The 19,890-nt window shown below is 72.7% G+C and carries 16 protein-coding genes and 1 pseudogene; 8 read left to right on the top strand and 9 right to left on the bottom strand.

All coding sequences use genetic code 11. The annotated features are described in order from the left end of the window. Positions 1–20 precede the first annotated feature (20 nt). The 3 genes from WMF44_RS09780 to WMF44_RS09770 all read right to left on the bottom strand — a co-directional run bounded on the left by WMF44_RS09780 (position 21) and on the right by WMF44_RS09770 (position 5,009). Positions 21–347, bottom strand: a complete 327-nt coding sequence (locus tag WMF44_RS09780; RefSeq protein ID WP_012234447.1) for a TerB family tellurite resistance protein — start codon at positions 345–347, stop codon at positions 21–23. A gap of 192 nt (positions 348–539) precedes the next feature. Continuing rightward, positions 540–2,297: a hypothetical protein gene (locus tag WMF44_RS09775; protein ID WP_437298851.1), complete on the bottom strand. Its 1,758-nt coding sequence runs from the start codon at positions 2,295–2,297 to the stop codon at positions 540–542. A gap of 30 nt (positions 2,298–2,327) precedes the next feature. Beyond that, positions 2,328–5,009, bottom strand: coding sequence for a HEAT repeat domain-containing protein (locus WMF44_RS09770; RefSeq protein ID WP_437298850.1), 2,682 nt, complete (start codon positions 5,007–5,009; stop codon positions 2,328–2,330). A gap of 208 nt (positions 5,010–5,217) precedes the next feature. Here WMF44_RS09770 and WMF44_RS09765 point away from each other — a divergent pair, with 208 nt between their 5' ends. After that, positions 5,218–6,219 (top strand): LLM class flavin-dependent oxidoreductase, encoded by a 1,002-nt coding sequence (locus WMF44_RS09765; RefSeq protein WP_437298849.1) that lies wholly within the window; start codon positions 5,218–5,220, stop codon positions 6,217–6,219. A 587-nt stretch (positions 6,220–6,806) separates the two neighbouring features. Beyond that, positions 6,807–7,382, top strand: a complete 576-nt coding sequence (locus tag WMF44_RS09760; RefSeq protein WP_437298848.1) for a hypothetical protein — start codon at positions 6,807–6,809, stop codon at positions 7,380–7,382. 18 nt (positions 7,383–7,400) lie between these two features. Here WMF44_RS09760 and WMF44_RS09755 read toward each other — a convergent pair whose 3' ends face one another. Together WMF44_RS09755 and WMF44_RS09750 are read right to left on the bottom strand one after the other, a co-directional pair. Then, complete coding sequence (locus tag WMF44_RS09755) at positions 7,401–8,804, bottom strand: hypothetical protein (RefSeq protein WP_437298847.1); 1,404 nt, start codon at positions 8,802–8,804, stop codon at positions 7,401–7,403. Beyond that, positions 8,801–9,328: a hypothetical protein gene (locus WMF44_RS09750; RefSeq protein ID WP_437301712.1), complete on the bottom strand. Its 528-nt coding sequence runs from the start codon at positions 9,326–9,328 to the stop codon at positions 8,801–8,803. Before WMF44_RS09750 ends, WMF44_RS09755 begins: the two co-directional genes overlap by 4 nt. Between WMF44_RS09750 and WMF44_RS09745 the strand changes: the two are divergent. Beyond that, positions 9,276–9,464, top strand: a pseudogene (locus WMF44_RS09745) (LLM class flavin-dependent oxidoreductase); the annotation flags it as partial. The gene WMF44_RS09750 and the pseudogene WMF44_RS09745 sit on opposite strands and share 53 nt — an antisense overlap. Positions 9,465–9,510: 46 nt before the next feature. Continuing rightward, entirely contained in the window at positions 9,511–9,654 is a 144-nt protein-coding gene (locus WMF44_RS09740) for a hypothetical protein (protein WP_437301711.1), read from the top strand. Positions 9,655–10,083: 429 nt separating this feature from the next. Here WMF44_RS09740 and WMF44_RS09735 read toward each other — a convergent pair whose 3' ends face one another. Next, positions 10,084–10,872, bottom strand: coding sequence for an FkbM family methyltransferase (locus WMF44_RS09735; RefSeq protein WP_437298846.1), 789 nt, complete (start codon positions 10,870–10,872; stop codon positions 10,084–10,086). Positions 10,873–11,338: 466 nt separating this feature from the next. On the opposite strand from WMF44_RS09735, the gene WMF44_RS09730 reads away from it, so the two are divergent. After that, the gene (locus WMF44_RS09730; RefSeq protein WP_437298845.1) at positions 11,339–12,205 is read left to right on the top strand and encodes an alpha/beta hydrolase family protein; all 867 of its coding nucleotides are present in this window, start codon (positions 11,339–11,341) and stop codon (positions 12,203–12,205) included. Positions 12,206–12,268: 63 nt separating this feature from the next. Here the strand turns inward: WMF44_RS09730 and WMF44_RS09725 are convergent, their stop codons facing one another. Next, positions 12,269–13,702, bottom strand: a complete 1,434-nt coding sequence (locus WMF44_RS09725; protein WP_437298844.1) for a PQQ-dependent sugar dehydrogenase — start codon at positions 13,700–13,702, stop codon at positions 12,269–12,271. Between WMF44_RS09725 and WMF44_RS09720 the strand changes: the two genes are divergently transcribed. Next, positions 13,682–14,929, top strand: coding sequence for a hypothetical protein (locus tag WMF44_RS09720; protein WP_437298843.1), 1,248 nt, complete (start codon positions 13,682–13,684; stop codon positions 14,927–14,929). The two genes, WMF44_RS09725 and WMF44_RS09720, sit on opposite strands and share 21 nt — an antisense overlap. Before the next feature lie 311 nt (positions 14,930–15,240). Further along, positions 15,241–16,554: an inositol-3-phosphate synthase gene (locus WMF44_RS09715; RefSeq protein ID WP_437298842.1), complete on the top strand. Its 1,314-nt coding sequence runs from the start codon at positions 15,241–15,243 to the stop codon at positions 16,552–16,554. Positions 16,555–16,589: 35 nt separating this feature from the next. Here the strand turns inward: WMF44_RS09715 and WMF44_RS09710 are convergent, their stop codons facing one another. Both WMF44_RS09710 and WMF44_RS09705 read right to left on the bottom strand, forming a co-directional pair. Next, positions 16,590–17,378 carry a calcium-binding protein gene (locus tag WMF44_RS09710; RefSeq protein ID WP_437298841.1) on the bottom strand — a complete coding sequence of 263 codons (789 nt, stop codon included), beginning with the start codon at positions 17,376–17,378 and terminating at the stop codon, positions 16,590–16,592. 222 nt (positions 17,379–17,600) lie between these two features. Beyond that, entirely contained in the window at positions 17,601–18,719 is a 1,119-nt protein-coding gene (locus tag WMF44_RS09705) for a diacylglycerol/lipid kinase family protein (protein ID WP_437298840.1), read from the bottom strand. Positions 18,720–19,192: 473 nt separating this feature from the next. Between WMF44_RS09705 and WMF44_RS09700 the strand changes: the two genes are divergently transcribed. Further along, positions 19,193–19,876, top strand: coding sequence for a hypothetical protein (locus WMF44_RS09700; protein ID WP_012234436.1), 684 nt, complete (start codon positions 19,193–19,195; stop codon positions 19,874–19,876). Positions 19,877–19,890 lie beyond the last annotated feature (14 nt).

The raw sequence follows: 19,890 nt of genomic DNA, 5'->3' as shown, positions 1-19,890 counted from the left end.
TCCGTCGCCCCCCGCCCGCTTCAGCGCGTGAGCTGATCCAGGAGGCTCAGGCTCTCGCGCTCTTCCTCGCCGATCTCGCCGTCGGACGAGATCATCTCGCGCGCGGCGTTCAGGAAGAGCTGCCGGTGCGCGCGCGGGATCTTCATCGGATCCACGTCGTCGGCCGCGGGCGGCACCTCGAGCCAGCCGCGCACCTGCTTGGCTTCCTCCGCGTCCAGGTGGAGCCGCAGGATCATCTTGCGCACGAACGCGCGCTCCTGGTCGCGCACCTGGAGGTCGGCCCAGGCGAACGAACAGATGAACCGCATCAGCTGGAGGCGTTCTTCGCGAGAAAGCTTGTCGAGCATGGGCGGGGACTCTAGCCCGGATCCGCCAGCGTTTTGTGTGGAAATCGGCGAGCCGCACGCCGCGTCAGGGGATTCCCGGTTCCGCGCTTTCGCCTTCCCGCGCTCGCGTTCCGACCTGCGCGTCCTCTCTGATGGGCCGCACGCTCCAGCGCGGTCGCCGCAGCCCCCGCCCGGGCGCCCGCTCCTCGCCGCTCAGCGGTACGGGCGGGCGACGCGCGGGCCGCGCAGGAGCGCCGCCACGTGCAGCTGCTCGCCGAGCAGATCGCGCAGGGTGGCGGGGTCCTCGAGCGGGGCCGGCAGCGTGATCACGATGGCGCGCGGGGCGATCCGGAGCGCGCGCGCGCGGGCCCGAAGGCCCTTGACCGCCTCGCGCGCCCTCGGCGACGCGGCGCGCAGCTGCTCGGGATCGTCGGGATCGAGCGCCGCGTCGAGGGGCGGATCGACCACCAGCGTGATCTCGGAGCGCTCGGGGTGGGGGCCGCGCTCGAAGCAGGTGTCGACGTGAAACGTCGCGCCGTCGACCTGCGCGTCCCGGATGCGCATGCGGCCCACCTCGAAGCGGCCGTGGACCTCGGCCGCGAACCGCTCCCAGGCCGCGCGCATCCCCGCCATCGGCGTGGGCGGCGGGATGCGCGCGTTCGCGGCGCCGATCTCGGCCGCCAGCGCGGCGAGGTGCTCCAGGAACGCGCCGAGCCAGGGCTGATCGTGGCCCGGCGTCCGCGACCGGACCGACACGTGCTCGTCGTCCAGCCGGACGTCGTCGAAGGCGAGCAGCGCCCGGCGCAGCGGCCCCGCGACAACGGCGCGCACCTGGCCGGGATCGCGCCCGCGCACGCGGTAACGGCGGCCGAAGCCCTCGTCGTCCTCGGACGACAGCGCGAGCAGGAAGCGCTTCACGCCGACCTCCAGGTCGAGCCCCCACGACGGCCAGCGCAGCTCGCCCACGAGCGCGCCGCTCGACGAGGAGCCCGCGTCGATCCACACCGACGCCGCGGCGCCGGAGAGCGTGCCCGAGAGGCGGAGCTCCAGCGCGTCGAGGGACAGGCCGTGGCGCGCGCCGACCGCCTCCCAGACGGCGCGCCACCTCCCGGAGCCGATCTGCCGCCGCATCGCGCCGAGGCCGGGCGGGCTGTCGAAGACGCCGAGCACGAGCGGCGTCGTGTGGACGACCCCGTCCGCGCGCGCGAGCTCGACGCGCACCTCGAGCCCCCAGACGAGGGCGACCCAGCCGGCGTCGAACGACGGCGCGACCGAGCGGGGGATCCTGAACCGGAACGGCAGCTCCCGCCCCTCGTCGCGGCTGTCCGCGCGGCGGAAGGCGGTGAAGCGGTGCGCCTCGGTCGCGCGGTTCGGCGCGGAGCGGTCGGCGCTGAGGAGGCGCTCGACGCCGACCAGCGAGATCTCGATCCCGCGCACGCCGCGGCCCTGCACGTTGCCGAGGGCCACCGCCCCCGAGATCTCGTCGCCCGGCGCGAAGACGCGATCGTCGAGCGAGACCTCGACGAAGGGGCTGTCGCCGCGCGCCGTGGTCCCCGCGGCCGGCGACCGGGCCGGGCGGGTGACGGGGCGGGGCGTGACGAGCACCTCGTAGGACTCCTGGACGTCGAGCCACCACGGGATCGCGATGGAGAGCGTGATGCCGTAGCGGATCTCGGCGCGCGTGCCGAGGTAGGAGCAGGGCGCGTCGTCGGGGAGCGGGAAGCTCGCGCGGTAGCGCTGCTCGCCCTCCGGCAGCGTCGTCGGCCCCGAGACGCGGGCGACCAGCGAGAGGAAGTGGGGCGGCACGAGGACGCGCTCCTCGACGCGGGCGACCTGCATGCCCTCCAGGTGGAGCTCGATCGCGTCGACCGGCGTCCTCCCGCGGCAGCGGAGCACCAGCTCGACGAGGACGACGTCGCCCGGGTGCACGGTCCTGGACATCCGGAGCTCGACGTCGGGTCGGGTTCGCATGGTGTCCGGCTCAGCGCGGCGGGCGCGGGCTCACTTCACGAGCGGGGCCGGGACGGTGAGGCGGATCGGCCCTCGGGGAGCGCCGCGCTCGAAGAGCTCTCCGCGCCGGTCCGCGACGCCGAGGCGCATGAGCCCGTCCGCGCGCACGAGCGCGAAGGGCGCGCGCGGGGCCGGCGCGTCGCGGCCCGAGCCGCCCCGGCCCGCGTCGAACGGGACGACGAAGACCACGACGTCCTCGGCGCCGGCGGCCGGCGCGCGGGGCGGCGCGGGGCGGGCGCAGCGCCCGGCGACCGCGGCGTTCCTGTCCTCGGCGGCGCAGCGGGCGAGCGCGCGGCGATCGTCGTCGGCGCCGCTCCGCGCGAGGTGGTCGGCGGCCGCGAGGCGGACCGCCTCCGCGGGGTCGCGCGCGAGCAGGTCCCGGGCCGCGTCGCCGTCGCAGCGGGCGCCGGCCACGGTGAGGGCCGCGAGCGCGTTGGCCCGCACGTAGGGGCGCGCGTCGGGGAGCGCCGCGCAGAGCGCCGCGGCCGCGCGGGCCGCCTGCCGGAAGCGGCCGGCGGCGCGCCCGATCGCGCCCGCCGCGTTGCCCGCCACGGCGACGTCGGGGTCCTTGAGGAGCGGCAGGAGCAGCGGCAGCGCGTCCTTGTCCCCCGCCGCGCCCAGCGACCAGACCGCGTTGGCGCGGACGCCAGGATCCGGATCGCCCGCGAGCTTGCGGAGCGCGGCCGCGGCCTCCGGGTGCCCCGCGAGCGCCTCGGCGATCTTGCGGCGATCGTCGATGGGCGCCGCCGAGGCCATCCGCGCGAGCGCGGCGCCCGCGGCCTGCCCCGGCATGCGGCCGAGCCCCTCGATCAGCGCGTCGCGCGCGGCGTCCGGCGCGCTCGCGATCGCGGCCGCGACCTCGTGGACGAGGCCCTTGCCGCCCGCGTCGTTCGCGGCCTTTGCGGCCTTCGCGTCCGTTGCGCCGCCCCCGCCGCCGGCGTCGTCCGCGCGCGACAGGGCGCCCGAGAGGGCGATGCCGAGCGCGCCGCGGTCCTGCTCCGCCGCGACCGTGAGGCGCTGGAGCAGCGGCCGGGCGCTCCCTGGGCCGGCGACGCGGGAGAGCGCGATCGCCGCCCGGAGCCGCACGTCGGCCGACTCGTCGTCGAGCGCCGCGAGCAGGGCGGCGTCCACGGCCGCGCCGAGCGTCCCGGCCGCGCGCGCGGCCCCGAGCGCCTCGATCACGGCGAGGCGGAGCGGCGTGGAGCGCGCCTTGGCGAGCGGCAGCAGCGCCGCCTGCGCGCGCGGCGACCCGGTGCGCCCGAGCAGCTGGACGAGGGCGAGCTTCTCGTCGGGCGCGGTCGCCGGGTCGACCAGCAGGGCGCGCGCCGGGTCCACCGCGCGCCCGTCGGGCCGCGCTGGATCGAGCAGCGCCGTCGCGGCGCGGATGGCCTCCGCGCGGACCGCGGGGTCGCCGTCGCCGAGCAGCTCCAGCACGCCGGGCAGCGCCGCGGGATCGCCGAGCGCGCCGAGGGCGCGCAGCCCGTGCCGGAGCGGGACGACGCCCCGCTGCATCCCCCGCGCGAGCGCGGGCAGCGCTTCCCTGGCCTTGAGCTCGCCGAGCACGAGGGCGGCGCCCGCCGCGGCGTTGGCCGACGGCGCGGCCGCGAGCGCCGCGACGAGCGCGGGGACGGCCGCGGCGCCGGCGCTGACGAGGGCGTCGCGGACCGCGGAGCGCGGCGCCGCGGGGTTGTCCTTCGCGAGCGCCGCGAGCAGCGCCTTCACGGCCGCGTCGGAGCCGATGCGGCCGAGCGCCCGGAGCGCCGCCTCCCGCACGTCGTTGCTCGAGGTGGCGCTGTCGGACGGCCGCGCCCCCGGGAACGCGCCCGCGGCCCCCGGCGACGCCGTGACGAGATCGGCGATCGCCGACGTCGCGTCGTCCGAGCGCAGCCGGCCGAGGGCGGTCACCGCCTCGACGCGCACGTCCTGGGATGCGTCCTGGAGGGCGAGCAAGAGCGCGCTGACCGCGCGCGGGTCTCCGAGCTCTCCGAGCGCGCGCGCCGTGGCCTTGCGGACCTCCGGCACCGAGTCCTGCACCTTGCCGATCAGCGGCACGACGGCGCGCGCGTCGCCGATCCGGCCGAGCGCGCGCGCGACCTCCGCGCGCACCTCCGGCGCGGTGTCGTCGAGGTGGCCGAGCAGCGGCGAGACCGCGTCCGGGAGCCCCGCCGCGCCCATCGCGGTCGCGGCGGCGAGGCGGACGTGCGGGTCGGGATCGCCGAGCACCCGCCCGAGCGCGACGACGGAGCGGTCCGTGGGCGCCGCGCGGATCACGTCGCAGGCCGCGAGCCGCAGGCGCGCGTCGCCCTCGCCGAGCCACTCGATCACGAGGTCCCCCGCGCGCGGCATCCGGAGGCGCACGGCCGCCCCGGCGAGGTGCAGCCGCACCTCGATGTCCGGGTCGCTCATGCCCCGCTGGATCAGCCTGATCGCCGTCTCCGGGGCGAGCTCGCCCACGCGGGTCGCGGCCAGGCGCCGCTCCAGGGCGTCGCCCGACGTGAGCGCGCGCGCGATCTGCTCCGGCACGTTGGGCCAGAGGGTCGCGGCCGCTCCCCCGGGCGACGCGATCGCGGCGGCCGAGGCGGCGACGACGAGCAGGACCTGCGACAGGCGGCGCAGCGGCAAGGACGAACGGCGCACGAGCCGAGCGTAATACAGCGGGCGCGGCCTCGTCATGGCGTTCCAGACGGCACGAGCGCCGCGGGGCGCGCCGGCAGGGGCACGCTGGCCGGGGCGCGCCGGCAGGGGCGCGCCGGCGGGGGCGCGCGCCGGCGGGGGCGCCTCTTCGCCGCGATCCCGCGTCGAGACCGCGCACGAGCCGCGCCGATCCCCGGGCGCTGCCGCAACCGTCCGTGGCGTGCAACAGTCTGGCGAGGTGTCCAACATGATTCCCTTCTCCGTTCTCGACCTCGCCCCGATCGTCCAGGGCGGAGACGCCGCCCAGGCGCTCCGCAACTCGCTCGATCTCGCGCGCCACGCCGAGCGGCTCGGCTATCACCGCTACTGGCTGGCCGAGCACCACAACATGGCCGGCGTGGCCAGCGCCGCGACGTCGATCGTGATCGCGCACGTGGCCGCCGGCACCTCGACGATCCGGGTCGGTGCGGGCGGGATCATGCTGCCGAACCACGCGCCGCTCGTGATCGCCGAGCAGTTCGGCACGCTGGCGTCGCTCTTTCCCGGGCGCATCGATCTGGGCCTCGGGCGCGCTCCGGGCTCCGACCCGGTCACCGCCCGCGCGCTCAGGCGCCACCTGGCTGGCGACGCGGACGGCTTCCCCCAAGACGTCCTGGAGCTGATGGGCTACTTCCGCCCGGCGGAGCCTGGCCAGCTGGTTCAGGCCGTGCCCGGCGCCGGGCTCCGCGTGCCGATCTGGATCCTCGGCTCCAGCCTCTTCGGCGCGCAGCTCGCCGCGGCGCTCGGCCTCCCCTACGCCTTCGCCTCGCACTTCGCGCCGGGCCAGATGACGCAGGCGATCGCGCTGTACCGCAGGGAGTTCCGCCCCTCGGACGAGCTCGCAGAGCCCCGCGTCATGCTGGGGATCAACGTGGTCGCGGCCGGCACCGACGAGGAGGCGCGCCGGCTGTGGACGTCGCTCCAGCAGGCCTTCGTCAACCTGCGCCGTGGCCGGCCGGGGCCCTTTCCTCCGCCGGTCGACGATTTCGAGCGCGACCTGAGCCCCCTGGATCGCGCCGGCCTCGAGCAGGCGCTGTCCTGCTCGGTCGCCGGCTCGCCCGAGACCGTGCGGCGTTGGCTGGACGCCTTCATCACTCGCACCCGCGCCGACGAGCTCATCGTGAGCTCGCCGATCTTCGATCACGCCGCACGCGTGCGCTCGCTCGAGCTCACGGCAGCGGTGCGCGACGAGCTCGCCCGCGCCGGGTGAAGCGCCTTGCCGAAGGCGCCTCGGCGTGCAGCCCGGCTCGTTCACGGGGCGGTGCTCGACCACCTCCGGCCAAGCCCACCGGGCTCCCGCGACGGTGCTCGAGCACGCTCACGCTCGGACCGGACCGAGGCGGGCGTACGCGTCGTCGGTGCGGCAGTTGCGCAGGTGGTCCCAAGTGCGAAACCGGCAAATTGCGCCGCGGACCGGCGCGATCATGGAGGGCACGTGAGGCCGACCGACGTCTGAGCGCCGAGGCCGATCACGTGGACCACGCGCGCACCCACGCTGCTCACCGTAAGACCTCCTTTGCATGCAGGACCTGACCTGCCCCCGCGCTATACCCTGCGTCCGACATGCACCGAACCGCTTGCTTCCTCCTCGCGTTCACCACCCGCCTGTTCGCCGCGTCGAGCCTAATCGCGTGCGACCTATCGTCGCCGGTGCCGCCGAACGCATCCACCACCGGCCCACCGCCGTCTGGGACGTCTCCGCTTTCCTCGTCCAGCGTCACTCCAACCGCATCCGGTGGCGCCGCGATATCTGCCGGCGTTCTCGCTCCGCCGTCCGCTGTCGCGCCGATCCCCGCGATGACGGGTGGGCGTCCAAAGGTCGATGCAGCCACGCCGTTCGACGTTGATGACTGGCTCACGGCCCGCGGCGTGCGGTGGCGGCCCGACGCTGCCTGCTGGTCGACGCTCGCCGTCAGCCCACCTCAGCCGGTCAACGACTGCAGTTGCAGCGGGACGCTCGTTCTGCCCGATGCCGAGCTGCTTGTCTGCTGGCGCGGGCGCGAGCAGAAGGCCGCGCTCGTCCCCTTTGTCGCACACACGGTGCTCTACGTCGCGGAGGGCAGCGCCCTCCGGCCAGTACTCGACGTGCCCTCCTCGGCGGCACTTGATGATTGCGCTCCCCAGAACCCGGCCATCTGCAGGGTCGCGATCGTGCCGCGGGTCGAGGAGGGCGTGCTCCGGTTCTCGGACTCGGCCGCCGCTGCCGCCGGCTCGTCCTGCGATGATGCCCTCAACGCCGTCGACGCGGCCCACCGCGGCGCCGCGCCTGAAAGCCGTGCGGCATGGCAATCGGCGCGCGACGTGTACCGGCGCGTCTGCAGCGGCCGCGGTCGTTATACCTGGCAAGGCCGTGCCCTCCGGCGCGCCCCCTGAGAGGCGCATTCAGCGCACTCAAGGGACCATGAACAGCGATTCCTTGAGGAACCGTAGCAGGAACGTCAGCGCGAACGGTCCGGGCAGGGCTATGTAGCCGCCGAAAATCGCAAATTGATGCCGTGTATCGGGATGGCTTCGCAGGTCCTCCCGCTCCTTGAGGACGTGATCCCAGAGCGGGTTGACCCTGGGCGCATACCCCTCGTTGCTCTCGGGGATCGCTGTCACGTGCGTGAGCGGCCCCGTCACCCCGTTCGTAGTTTGAATCGTTCGGTAGATGGCTTGGTGCTTCGCGACGTTGTACGCGCCACCCACCATCCGGAGCCGCGCTTCGGGACGACTATTGTACCATTGCACGATCGTTCCGGCGCTCGTGTCCGTGCCGACGCAATCGAAGGCGTACACCTCATCGACCCGACCAATGTTAGAGGTCAGCGCGGGCCACAGGCTACCGCCACCCCGGCTGAAGCCGGAGATACCGAGACGGCCGAGTCGAACATTGGCTGTCCCCCGGAAGATGTGCTGATCGGCCCAGAGCAGGCGAAGCGCGCCGGAGCAGAGAGCTGGCAGCTCGCTGCCCGCTGCGCCGCCGAAAGCCGTGCCGCTCGGCCAGGGGTGAAGCATCACCACAGCGCGCTGGCTCCGTGCGAGCGCATCCTCGAACCCGCAGCGGATGAGGTTGTATCCGTCGCCGGCAATGTAGTCGCGTTCCCACGACTGGGCCGTTGCATCGTCCGCCTCCTTGGGTTTAAGGAGATACCGGGCCAGTGCGGCCATCTGGTGTGGCTGGTTCACCTGGGTATAGATATAGTTTTCCGGGCGAAAGAATACAAGACACGAGGCGAAGCCGTTGGTGCAATGAAGGCAGGCGTCCGGGATGCTCGCGAACCAGATGATCGGTGTCGCGCCCGTCGCGCCGAGCACCAGGAGCCTGGTACCCGGCTTATGCTCGGTCTCGTAATAGCTCCAGACCGCCGCGTAGACTTTCCAGAACGGCGTGATGTCGACGAACTCCGTGCGAAGCTTGATGGAGACAGCGGCATGAAGATTAGCCGCTCCGACCATGTGAACGAGCGGATGCGGGCCTGCGTACGCCGGTTGATTCACCGGCCGTAGCCGCGTTCCGCCGTCGACTACATCGAACTCCTGCTGGGCTCGGAGCACGACATGGGTCATCGCTCCGACGTCGCTCAGCACATCCGGGTTCTTGGCCGTGCCCTTGACCGGGCCGAACGCAACCGAAAAACTCGCCTTCAGCGAGAGCTTCGCCGCACCGTCCGGGATCTCGTACTCCCGCCGCCCGGGCGCAGTCTGCTTTGGCGTGAGCGGTGTGCCTCCGGCTTCCAATCTCACGTCAGCGAGATTGTCCGGGAGAAGCGGGCTGTTTGCGTTTGGCCAGGTGACCGCGATGTGCAGGGTCATCCCTCCTCCGACGCCGAGTAGGGCGAATCGACCTGCCCCTCGAAGGCCAGGTGGGTCAAGTGAGCTCGAAAAATAAGCTCTTCGAGGATGGGCGCTGGTGCCTGCGCTGGGGGCGGCGAGGGCTCGATGGGCAGGCTCTCCAGGAGGGAGATGACCGTGTCGAAGTCCTTGTCAAACAGCGCTTCATGAATCCAGTCCACGGCGATGCTGAGCCATTCCGGCGCCGTCCGAGATGTCGGCCAGGATCCTGCGCCGCCCGCCGCATGGGCAGGCGAGCACGTCTCGCAGGTAGATTCGGCGCAGCAGGGAAGGCTGCTAGGAAGCGCGAGAGCGTTGCTGCCGGCCACGCCGTGCCCGGCGCCCGTCCTCCGGACGTCGAAGGTTCGGCGCAGAAGAAGATGCCAGTCGATGCGGCGCGATCCGGCGAAGAGCTCGCCCTCGCTCGAGCGCCCCCGATGCGCGACGGTGATGCTCGTGATCGCCGAGCAGTTCGGCACGCTGGCGTCGCTCTTTCCCGGGCGCATCGATCTGGGCCTCGGGCGCGCTCCGGGCTCCGACCCGGTCACCGCCCGCGCGCTCCGGCGCAACCTGACCGGCGACGCCGACGGCGTCCCGCAGGACGTCTTGGAGCTGATGGGCGACTTCCGTCCGGCGGAGCCTGACTGGAGCAGGCGCTGGCCGCTCGGTCGCCGGCTCGCCCGAGACCGTGCGGCGTTGGCTGGACGCCTTCATCACCCGCACCCGCGCCGACGAGCTCATCGTGAGCTCGCCGATCTTCGATCACGCCGCGCGCGTGCGCTCGCTCGAGCTCACGGCCGCGGCGCGGGATGAGCTCGCCCGCGCCGGCTGAAGCGCCTGGCCCGGAGGCGCAGGCTCGCGCCGGGCGGGGCGCCGACTCGGCACGCAGCGCTCTCCGTCCGGCTCGTTCGCGGGACGGTGCTCGACCACCTCCGGGCAAGCCCGCCGCACTTCCCCGACGGTGCTCCACCACCTCCGGGCAAGCCCGCCGCACTTCCCCGACGGTGCTCCACCACCTCCGGGCAAGCCCGCCGCACTTCCCCGACGGTGCTCCACCACCTCCGGGCAAGCCTGCCGCACTTCCACCGAGGTCCTCCACCACCTCCGGGCAAGCCCGCCGCACTTCCCCGACGGTGCTCGACCACCTCCGGGCAAGCCCGCCGCACTTCCACCGAGGTCCTTCATCACCTCCGGCACCTCCGGACAGCCGCCGGGCGTGCTGGTCATGAAGGATGTCGACGCTGCTCGAAGCTCGGCGAGCTCACGATGAGCTCGTCGGCGCGGGTGCGGGTGATGAAGGCGCCGAGCCCCCGAGGCGGGCGTAGACGTCGCCCGATCCCGATCCGAGGGTCAGCGACGCGAGGAAGCGGCGGATGCCATCCGCGTCGAGCCACGCCGCTTCGCCGAGGACGAGGCTCTCTCCGCGGGACCAGTTGTAGCGGTAATCCCCCAGCGAGGTGAGCCGCTCGACGCACTCGAGCGCGGTCTCCCGCGCGGCGGGCAGGTATTCGAACGAGAGCGCGGGCAGCGACCTCGAGAGGCCCGAGAGCACCTCGGCCTCGAAGCCTTCGACGTCGATCTTCACGAAGGCGGGAACGCCGAGCTCGTCGATCAGCGCGTCGAGCGTGCGCACCTCGACCTCTGCGCCCTCGGACCATCTCACGCCCCGGAACGACGGATCCCTCCGTACCTTGTCGATCCAGGCGCGCGACAGCGTCGTGACCGTCGGCGCGCGCTCGCTGACGAAGAGGCGCGCTCGTCCCGGCGCTCGACCGAGCGCGGCGTGCAGGATGACGACGTCCCCGTCGCGTCCATAGAAGCCACGAAGCAGGCGGACGAACGCGGCCTGGGGCTCGACGGCGACGACACGCGCGCCGAGGCGGCGGAACGCGCCGATGCGATCCCCCGCGTGCGCGCCGACGTCGAAGCAGAGCGAGCCCGGCGTCACGAACTGCCCGTAAAGACGAGCCATCCGGCCGCCGCGGCGCGGCACGCCGTAGTACATCGCGAGCGAACGCGCGATGCCGAACCAGCTCTCCACGCGCGTCATCGCGCTCCTTCCGCCCCGCGGGTCGAGCCCGGAGCGTCGAAGGCCCCCCGGGGCCGCCTGGCGTACCTCGTGTCGTCCTTCGGCGGCGCAGCTCCGATCGTGAGCCGCCGCGAGCGACGGTAGCACGGCGCCCGCTCACCCGCCGCTCCACGGGGAGCGGTTCGATTCCACGTTACCGAGCGGCCGTTACGTCCACTTCCGGCGCGTCCGTCCGCTCGGCGAAGGCGACATCAACGGCTTCACTCGAAGCCGGGGAGGATGCGCGGCGAGGCGGATGGATCCGCAGCGGCGCGTGACGGATCTTGGCCGCCGGCGTCACCGGCCGTGGTTGCGGGTCCACGGGGCGTCGGTGTCATCTCACCGTCGGTCACCAAGGTCGGGGTGGTCGTGCCGGTGAGCTCCTGATAAACGGACGCGCACCCCCCGTGGTCTTCCCGTCACCCCGATGCCCTCTGGAGAAGCCAGCATGAGTCGATTCGTCGGCAGCCGCAGCCTGACCGTTCGAGATCCGGTGAACGACCTCTCGTTCCCGGTCCTCGTGATGTACCCGACGCACGTCCCTGCCGAGGTCGTATCGATGGGGCCTTACTCGCTGGAGGTCGCCAGGAACGCGCCCGTGCACGGCGGCCCTCTCCCCTTCGTGCTCCTCTCGCATGGCGGCGGCGGGACGCCCCTCGCGTATCGGACGCTCGCGTCCCACCTCGCGCAGAGCGGCTATGTCGTCGCGATGCCCGAGCACCCCGGGGACAACCGCAACGATCGGTCGCTGACCGAGGCGGTCGAGAACCTGGAGCGCCGGCCGCGGCACGCCCGGCTGGCGGTGGACGCTGTCTTCTCCGACGCGGAGCTCGGGCCTCACCTGCTGGGCGACGACATCGCCGTCATCGGGCACTCGATGGGTGGCTACACAGCGCTCGCCCTCGCGGGCGGGCAGCCCTGGACGGGGCCGGGGCAGAGGGTCGCGGTCACGAAGGACCCGCGCGTCAAGGCGCTGGTCTTGATGGCCCCCGCGGCGTGCTGGTTCGTGCCCAACGACGCCTTGAAGGACGTCGAGGCGCCCATCCTCCTGCTCGTGGCGGAGCACGACCGCATCGCGCCGAGATGGCAGGGGCAGCTCGTCCTCGACCTCGTCCCCGACCCGGCCCGGGTCACGTTCCAGGTCGTCGAGAACGCGAACCATTACTCGTTCCTGAGCCCGTTTCCTCCCCAGATGCGGCGCCCGGACTTCTTGCCCGCCATCGATCGCGAAGGGTTCGATCGCGAGGCGTTCCACCGTCGGCTCGAGCGCGACGTGCGCGAGTTCCTCGACGCGGCGCTGCGGCAGAGCCCTTAGAGCGCCACGCCGGCAGCCCGTCCCGGAGAGAGCAGGCGACGCGCCGGCGGCCGTGGAGGCACCTCAGCCCGGATCGAGCCGGTAGATGCGCCCCGTGTTGAACATCACCACGTAAACCTCCCCGGCCGCGTCCTCGCCGAACGAGGACGGCAGTCCATTCGGGTTCAACGCCGAGGTCAGCTCGACGGGATCGGTCGCTGCCTTGCCGTCCCACACGAACGAGAAGAAGCGACCCGTCACGTAGTCGGCGTACAGGTAACGGCCGCGCAGGCACGGGATCTTCGCCCCGCGGTAGACATAGCCGCCGACGATGGAGCCCGCCTCGCTCCGCGGGTGCTCGACCGCGGGCGGGAGGCCGCGCGGCTTGCACGTCGTGCCAGGAGGGTAGCAATGGGCGCCCTCCATCGTTTCCCAGCCGTAATCGTTCCTGCCCTGGCCAGGGCGCTCCACCAGGATCTCCTCCCAGCTCTTCTGGCCGACGTCGCCGATGTACATGTCCCCGGTGAGCCGGTCGAAGCTGAACCGCCACGGGTTCCGGAGCCCGTAGTCCCAGATCATCGGATCACCGCTCGTCATGTTGCCCGCCGGCGCCTTGCCCGGCTGATCGACGTCGATGCGGAGGATCTTGCCGAGCTTCGAGGTGAGATCGGCCGCGGGGCTCGGCGATCGCGCGGAGTCGCCGATCGCGGCGTAGAGATGGCCGTCCTTGCCGAAGGCGAGCATCCCGCCGACGTGGTTCCACGCGCCGTGCTTCACGTCGACAAGCGACCTGACCGGCTCGGGATGGGCGGAGTCGCCGCCCTGCGCCGCGCGCTTCCACTCCTCGATCACCACGTTGCCGCGCGGGGCCGACGAGTAGTGGAGCCAGAAGCGCCCGTTCTTCTCGTAGTCCGGGTGGAACGCGAGCCCGAGCAGGCCGCCCTCCGCGTTCGGCGCCGGAAAGAACACGCGCGAGCGCACGTCGAGGAACGGCGCCTGCTGGACGGCGCCGCCCTTGATGAGCCGGACGACCCCCGTCTTTTCGAGCACGAGGAGGCGCGACGGATCGCCGGGCGACCCGGCGACATACGTCGGCTGATCGAGCCCGCTCGCCACCAGGGTGAGCTTGAGCTGCGGGACGCCCCCGCACTTCGCCGGGCGAGCGAGCTCCGCGGCGCTCGCGGGCGCCCCCTGCGCCCCCTGCGCCCCCTGCGCCCCCTGCGCCGCGGGGGCGCCTTGCGCGGCGGGCGCCCCCTGCGCAGCCGGCGTGTCTTGCGCGGCGAGCGCCGCGCCAGGCGCCCCCGAGCCCCCCTGAGCCGCCTGGACCGGGCTCCCCGCCGCGGCCTGGCCGGGAGGGCCGCCCTCGCGAGGCTCCTCGGGCGGCCCCGCGACCTGCACGCGCCTGTCGCAGGCGGCTACACTGCCGGCGAGCAGGAGGCACCAGGCGGTCCGATGGCACGCTCTCATCAGATAGGCAGCGCGCCCCACGACGCGCCGGTGGCTCGGTCTCTCGGGCAAGCGGGCACCTCCCTCTCCACCTTCACCACGAGAGGCCGCGCCTGGCAAGCCGTGGCCGCGTCGCTGCTGCTGGCCGGCTGCGGCGGCTGCGGCGCGCAGGAGACGCCCGGGCCCGAACCGCTCCCCACCGCACCGGACCAGACCGCCCCGGCGGCCGCGACCACCACGCGCGCGGCCGGCACAGGCGATCTCCCCGGCCAGGGCGCGGCCCAGGCGCGCGGAGGCCTGCCGCCGTGCAAGGACGGCGACACCGATCCTCACGATCTCCGCTGCACCGGGCTTTACAGCGACCCCGGCGCGCGCACGATCGCGGCGGGTGTCCGCGAGTTCACGCCGGCCTTCGAGCTCTGGAGCGACGGCGCCGAGAAGACGCGCTGGATCTACCTCCCTCTGGGCGCGACAATCGATGTCTCCCGGATGAACGACTGGATCTTTCCTGTCGGCACAAAGCTGTGGAAGGAGTTCCGTCTGCCCGTCGCCGGCGCGAGCCGCCGTATCGAGACGAGGTTCCTGTGGAAGACCGCGGAGGATGGCTGGACGCGCGCCACCTACGTCTGGTCGGAGGACGGAGCGAGCGCCACGCAGGTGAAGGCCGGTGTCCCCCACGTCCCCGGCGCCCCCGACTATGCGATCCCGGCGCAGGTCGACTGCATCCGTTGCCACGCTGGCAAGACCGACAACCCGCTTGGATTCGAGGCGATCCAGCTCGCCGCGCGGGGCGCCGGCGGCCTGACGTATGCCGAGCTCGTCGAGCGCGGCCTCCTGTCGACGACAGCCGGCGGCCCGCTCCCCGGCGCGGCCGCGCTCGAGGTGCCCGGGACCGCGACGGAGCGGCGCGCCCTCGGCCTGCTGCACGTCAACTGCGGCGTCTCGTGCCACCACCCGCGCGGCGTCGCGACGCACTTCGAGATGCGCCTCGACGTCGACGCCGCCGGCCGGGTGGGCGACGTGCGCGGCACGCGCGTCTACCAGACGGCGATCAACCAGCCCGCGAAGGTCCGCCCGCCCGGAGCGCCGCCGGGAGCCCGCTATGACCGGCTGAGGCCCCTCGATCCGGATCGCAGCGCCGTGCTCCGCAGCATGTCCCGGCGCGACGCGCCCGGCGCGCCGCCCGAGCAGATGCCGCCGCTCGCGACCCGGCGCGTCGACGAGGAGGCCGTCGCCGCGATTCGCGCCTGGATCGAGGCGATGACCCCTGCCGCCGGCTACCCGCGCCCCTCCCCTTGATCGCCCGCCGGGGTAGCCCGGCGCGTCGCGAACACCCCGCCTCGTGGCAGCACCTCACGCCGCCGTCCGAGGCGCCGGGAGGAAGGGAGCGCCGGAAACGCGCGAAGGGCGCCCGCGGGAAACGCTGTTGCTCGCGCGCCGGCCCGTGGTGATCGCGGCCGTCGAGCTTCATGCTCCCGGCGGGTCGCAGCGCCGCGCGGCCTCGACCGCGCGGCCTCGACCGACCTCGCGCTCGCCGCGCCCACGGCGCCGGCGGATGCCCCGCCTTGCCCGGCGAGCGCCCACGACCACGACCGGGGGGAACACGTCACGTGAAGCAGCCGAAAGAGATCAAGACCGCGGAGGGCAAGCTCGGGGTCCTGCTGCCGGGGCTGGGCGCCGTCTCCACGACGACCATCGCGGGCGCCCTGCTCGCGCGGCGCGGGCTCGCGGCGCCCATCGGGTCGCTCACCCAGATGGGCACGATCCGGCTCGGCCGGCGCACCGACGAGCGCGCGCCCAGGATCAAGGATTTCTTGCCGATCGCGGCGCTCGATCAGCTGGTGTTCGGCGCGTGGGACATCTTCCCCGACAACGCCTACGAGTCGGCGCGGCACGCGGACGTGCTCGAGCACCGCCACCTCGACGCCGTCCGCGAGGAGCTCGAGCGGATCCGCCCGATGCCCGCGGTGTTCTACCCGCAGTACGTCCGGCGGCTCCACGGCAACCACGTGAAGAAGGGCGCGAGCAAGGCCGCGATGGTCGAGCAGGTCCGGCAGGATATCCGCGACTTCCTGCGCGACAGCGGCGCTGCGCGCGCCGTCGCCGTCTGGTGCGGATCGACCGAGGTCTACATCGCGCCGGCGGAGGTCCACTCCTCCGTCGCGCGCTTCGAGGCGGGCCTCGCCGAGGACCACCCGGCGATCTCGAGCTCCCAGATCTACGCGTGGGCCTGCCTGAAGGAGCGCGTCCCGTTCGCGAACGGCGCCCCGAACCTGACGGTCGATTTCCCGGCCGCGTGGGAGCTCGCGAGCAAGCAGGAGGTCCCCATCGCCGGCAAGGACTTCAAGACCGGCCAGACCCTGATGAAGACGGTGATCGCCCCGGGGCTCAAGGCGAGGATGCTCGGCGTCGCGGGGTGGTTCTCGACGAACATCCTCGGCAACCGCGACGGTGAGGTGCTCGACGACCCGGACTCGTTCCGATCGAAGGAGGTCTCGAAGCTCGGGGTGCTCGAGCACATCCTCCAGCCGCACGTGTACGACGAGCTCTATGGCAAGCTCTTCCACAAGGTGCGGATCGAGTACTACCCCCCTCGGGGCGACGCCAAGGAGGGGTGGGACAACATCGATCTCGTCGGCTGGCTCGGCTACCCGATGCAGGTGAAGCTCAACTTCCTCTGCCGCGACTCGATCCTCGCCGCGCCGCTCGTGCTCGACCTGGCGCTCCTCCTCGATCTCGCGCAGCGCGCCGGGCTGCGCGGCACGCAGGAGTGGCTCAGCTTCTACTTCAAGAGCCCCATGACCGCGCCGGCCCTGTACCCGGAGCACGATCTCTTCATCCAGTCGATGAAGCTCAAGAACACGATGCGCTGGCTCATGGGGGAGGACCTCATCACCCACCTGGGCAACGAGTACTACGACTGATCGCCCGCGGCTCCGCGCCGCCCCCCGCGGCGGCGTCACTGCCAGCGCAGGTGCACGTCGACGACCGCGCCCGTCCGCGTCGAGGCGCCCTCCGAGAACGTGAACGAGGCCCGCTCGATCTCGCAGTTGCCGCGCGTGTCACAGCGCCGATCGCGCCCGTAAGAGAGCTCGATCGCGACGAGCCCGCGCGACGCGAGCGGCTCGAGCTCGCCGGCGCTCGACGCGCGGTTCGCGTCGCGGTCGCTCCAGAGCACGAGCCGCGACCACGCCTCGTCCCGCGCCGTGATCCGGCCGTCTCCGTCGGTGTCGAGCTCGCGGAGCGCGGTGAACCCGTTGTCCGCGCGGGCGCCGCTCGAGAGCACCGTCGCCGAGCCGAACAGCTCCTCGCCGCCGTCGATCGCCCCGTTGCCGTCCCGATCGAGCGCGAGCCACGGCGTCGCCGCGGTCGGCCAGTCGGTGGCGATCGTGGCCCCGAGCCCGCTCAGATCGAAGGCGCCGCTCATCGCGGTCACGTACTCGACAGGCCGTTGCTCGAACGAGAGCACGAGCGGCGTGCTGGCGGCGCCGCCGCCCGCCTGGCACCCGGTCCAGGTCGCCACCCCGTCGATGTCCTCGCACTGCTCGAAGCCCTGCGTCCCGTTGACGGTGCAGCTCCGGGACTCGCCGATCTCACACGCGGCCTCGGCCTCGTCGCCTTCGAGCTCCTCGCCTTCGAGCGCGCCCTCGTCGGTCCCCTCACCGCTTTCCCCATCTGTCACCTGCGCGGCGCATCCAGCGCCGATCGACGCCACGCCGAGGAGGAGCGCAAGCGAGGCAATTCCCATCGAACCGGAGCGAAGAATGGTCAGCTTGATGTTCATGGCACAGACCCGGAGCAAGCGTTGCGCCAGCCCCTCGCCGCCCGTTCATCCCGCGAAATCCCGGGGAGTCATGGCACCAGGAGCCCCGAAGCGCCCCAACGTGCCACCCTGCGCCATGAGCACGACACGAGTCGTGCCACTCTGGTCCAATCCGTGTCGTCTCGCGCCCTGCCGGACGGGTGAGCCTCATCCGCGCGGCGGCGCGTAGAAATCCACGATCCGGATCGGCTCGGTCAGGCGCACGCGCACCCGCGATCGCTCCCCGCGGACGTCGCCGCCGATCTGGAAGCTCGTCACCGGGTCCATCTCGATCGTGACCTCGTCCACGAAGTAATCGAACACCGTCTCCAGGTCGTCGTACTCGCCGCTCCAGATGCTCGAGAAATTCCGCACGAACGTGAACGGCGAGACCACCGACACGCGCAGTTGCATCCGGTCCTGGCGATCGTCCGCATAGGGGAACATCCGGAAGCCGAAGCCGTAATAGGGGATCGTCGACAGCGCCGCGATCTTCGCCGGCCCCTCGTAGATGACGCCGCCCTTCTTGATGGGCGCCCCCAGCATCGCCCCCTTCTCGCCGACGCGGATCGCGTCGTTGCCCTCGTTGATGATGCGGCAGTGCGGTGTTCGCCGCACGAGGTAGCTCGGGATCGTCCGCGTCGTCGCGGCGACGGCGTACGCCACCGGCCCCGGCGCGAGCCGCTTCAGCGGGCCCCGCGCGAGCGCCGACTTCACCGCGTTGTAGTCGCGGAGCATCACCGCATCGATCCCGAAGCCGCAGAACGGCGACAGGATGTCCTCGGCCTCCACCAGCCGCAGGTTCCGGCTCCCGGCCTCGGCGCGCAGCCGCTGGAGGTCGACCGCGAGCCCGGGCTTCGCGCCCGCGCCGCCGGACGCGCCGAGCACCCACGCCAGCGAGTTGCCCGTCCCCAGGCGCAGCAGCCCGAACCGCGGCAGCGGCAGCCCGCGCCGCTTCGCCTCGTTCACCACGGCCGTCACCACCACCGTGAACGTCCCGTCGCCGCCGCCCGTGAGGATCGTGCCGTAACCCCGGTCGACGAGGATCCGCGCGATGCCCTCGCTCTCCTCCACCCGCCGCGAGACGAACAGATCCCCGGTGTCAAGGATCTGATCGAGCGTCTCGATCACCTCCGCCGTCACGCTCTTGGCGTTGCCGTTCACCACCACGGCAATCCGGCTGCTCGCCGCGCCTCGCGGTATGTCGCTCGCACGACGCGGCGCATCAGCGACCACGGCCTTGGGGACGTCATCGGCGGGGCTGCGACCGGCGGGCGGAGAGGTCATACACCGCGATCTACCACGACCCACCCCTGCGCTTGGAGCGCGGGATGACGCGGGATCGCGCGGGATGGAGGATGGATGACCAACCGCCCGGCCGGGCGGCCGGCGCGCGACAGGCGTCGCGGGCGCGGCCTTCGCCGAACCGCAGCGCCGAGCCCGCCGAGGCCGGCGATTGTGGACCGATGTGGCCAGCGCGACCCAGCGGCCCCGCCCGACGACCGGCTTTCGGGGAGGCCCGATAGCGTGCGATGCTCGCTGGTTTTGGCTCCGAGACCGATCTTGGGTCATGCTGCCCTTCGGGAAAGCGAGGAGCCTCCCCGAAACTTAGTGGACGGGGTGGTCGATTTTTTGGTAAGGCGACGACCTGGTGAGCCAATTGGGCTTGACAGCCGTGCGGGTCTTTACCGCCGCGCGGGCGGCGCGCGCTTGAGGCGAAGGGCCGCGACGATCTCGTACCCAGCGGGGGACGCAGCGACATGCCGAAGATCACAAAGCAGGGCAGCTCCGAGAAGGCGACGGGTATGAAGAAGAAGGCCTCTTCGAGCAGCAAGGGGGGCGCAGAAGCTCAGCTTGCGAAGCCCGTGAATCCGGTAATCAAGGAAGATTCGAAATCGGCGTCGAGCGCGTCGAAGCGTAAGCTCGGCCTCCGTGGCGCTGCGCCCTGGGCTGCGCGGCACGCCGCGAAGCACGCCGCCGAGGCGCGGGCCCGGGCCGCGGAGCCGGCGCCCCCTGGCAGCGCCCGGGCGACCATCCGCGTGCCGAGCGGCGCCGAGGAGATCAAGGCGAAGATCGCCGAGCTCCACAACCAGACCCAGAAGATCCGCACGCTCCGCAAGCGGCTCGACAAGGGGTTCTTCGATATCGGGGTGGTGCTCGCCGAGATCCAGCAGCAGGAGCTGTATCAGGCGAAGGGCTACGGCTCGTTCGAGGCGTTCCTCGAGCGCGAGATCGACCTCGGCAAGCAGACGTCGTTGCGCCTCATCAAGGTCGCCCACGTCTTCCAGCGCGAGGTGGCCCTCGACTACGGCATGGACCGGCTGTTCGTCGCGCTCGCCGCCCTCGAGGGCGAGGTGCCCAAGCCCGCCCCCTCCGCGATCCCCTCCGCCCCCGGCTCCAAGCCCCCTCTCCCCCTGAAGCCCCCCATGCGCATCGTCGGCTGAGCGGCGCTCACCCG

It is taken from the genome of Sorangium sp. So ce426 (genome assembly GCF_051475585.1).
GTDB lineage: Bacteria > Myxococcota_A > Polyangia > Polyangiales > Polyangiaceae > Sorangium > Sorangium cellulosum_B.
Note: the sequence above shows the minus strand (reverse complement) of the source record. Positions and strands in the feature narration are given on the sequence as shown.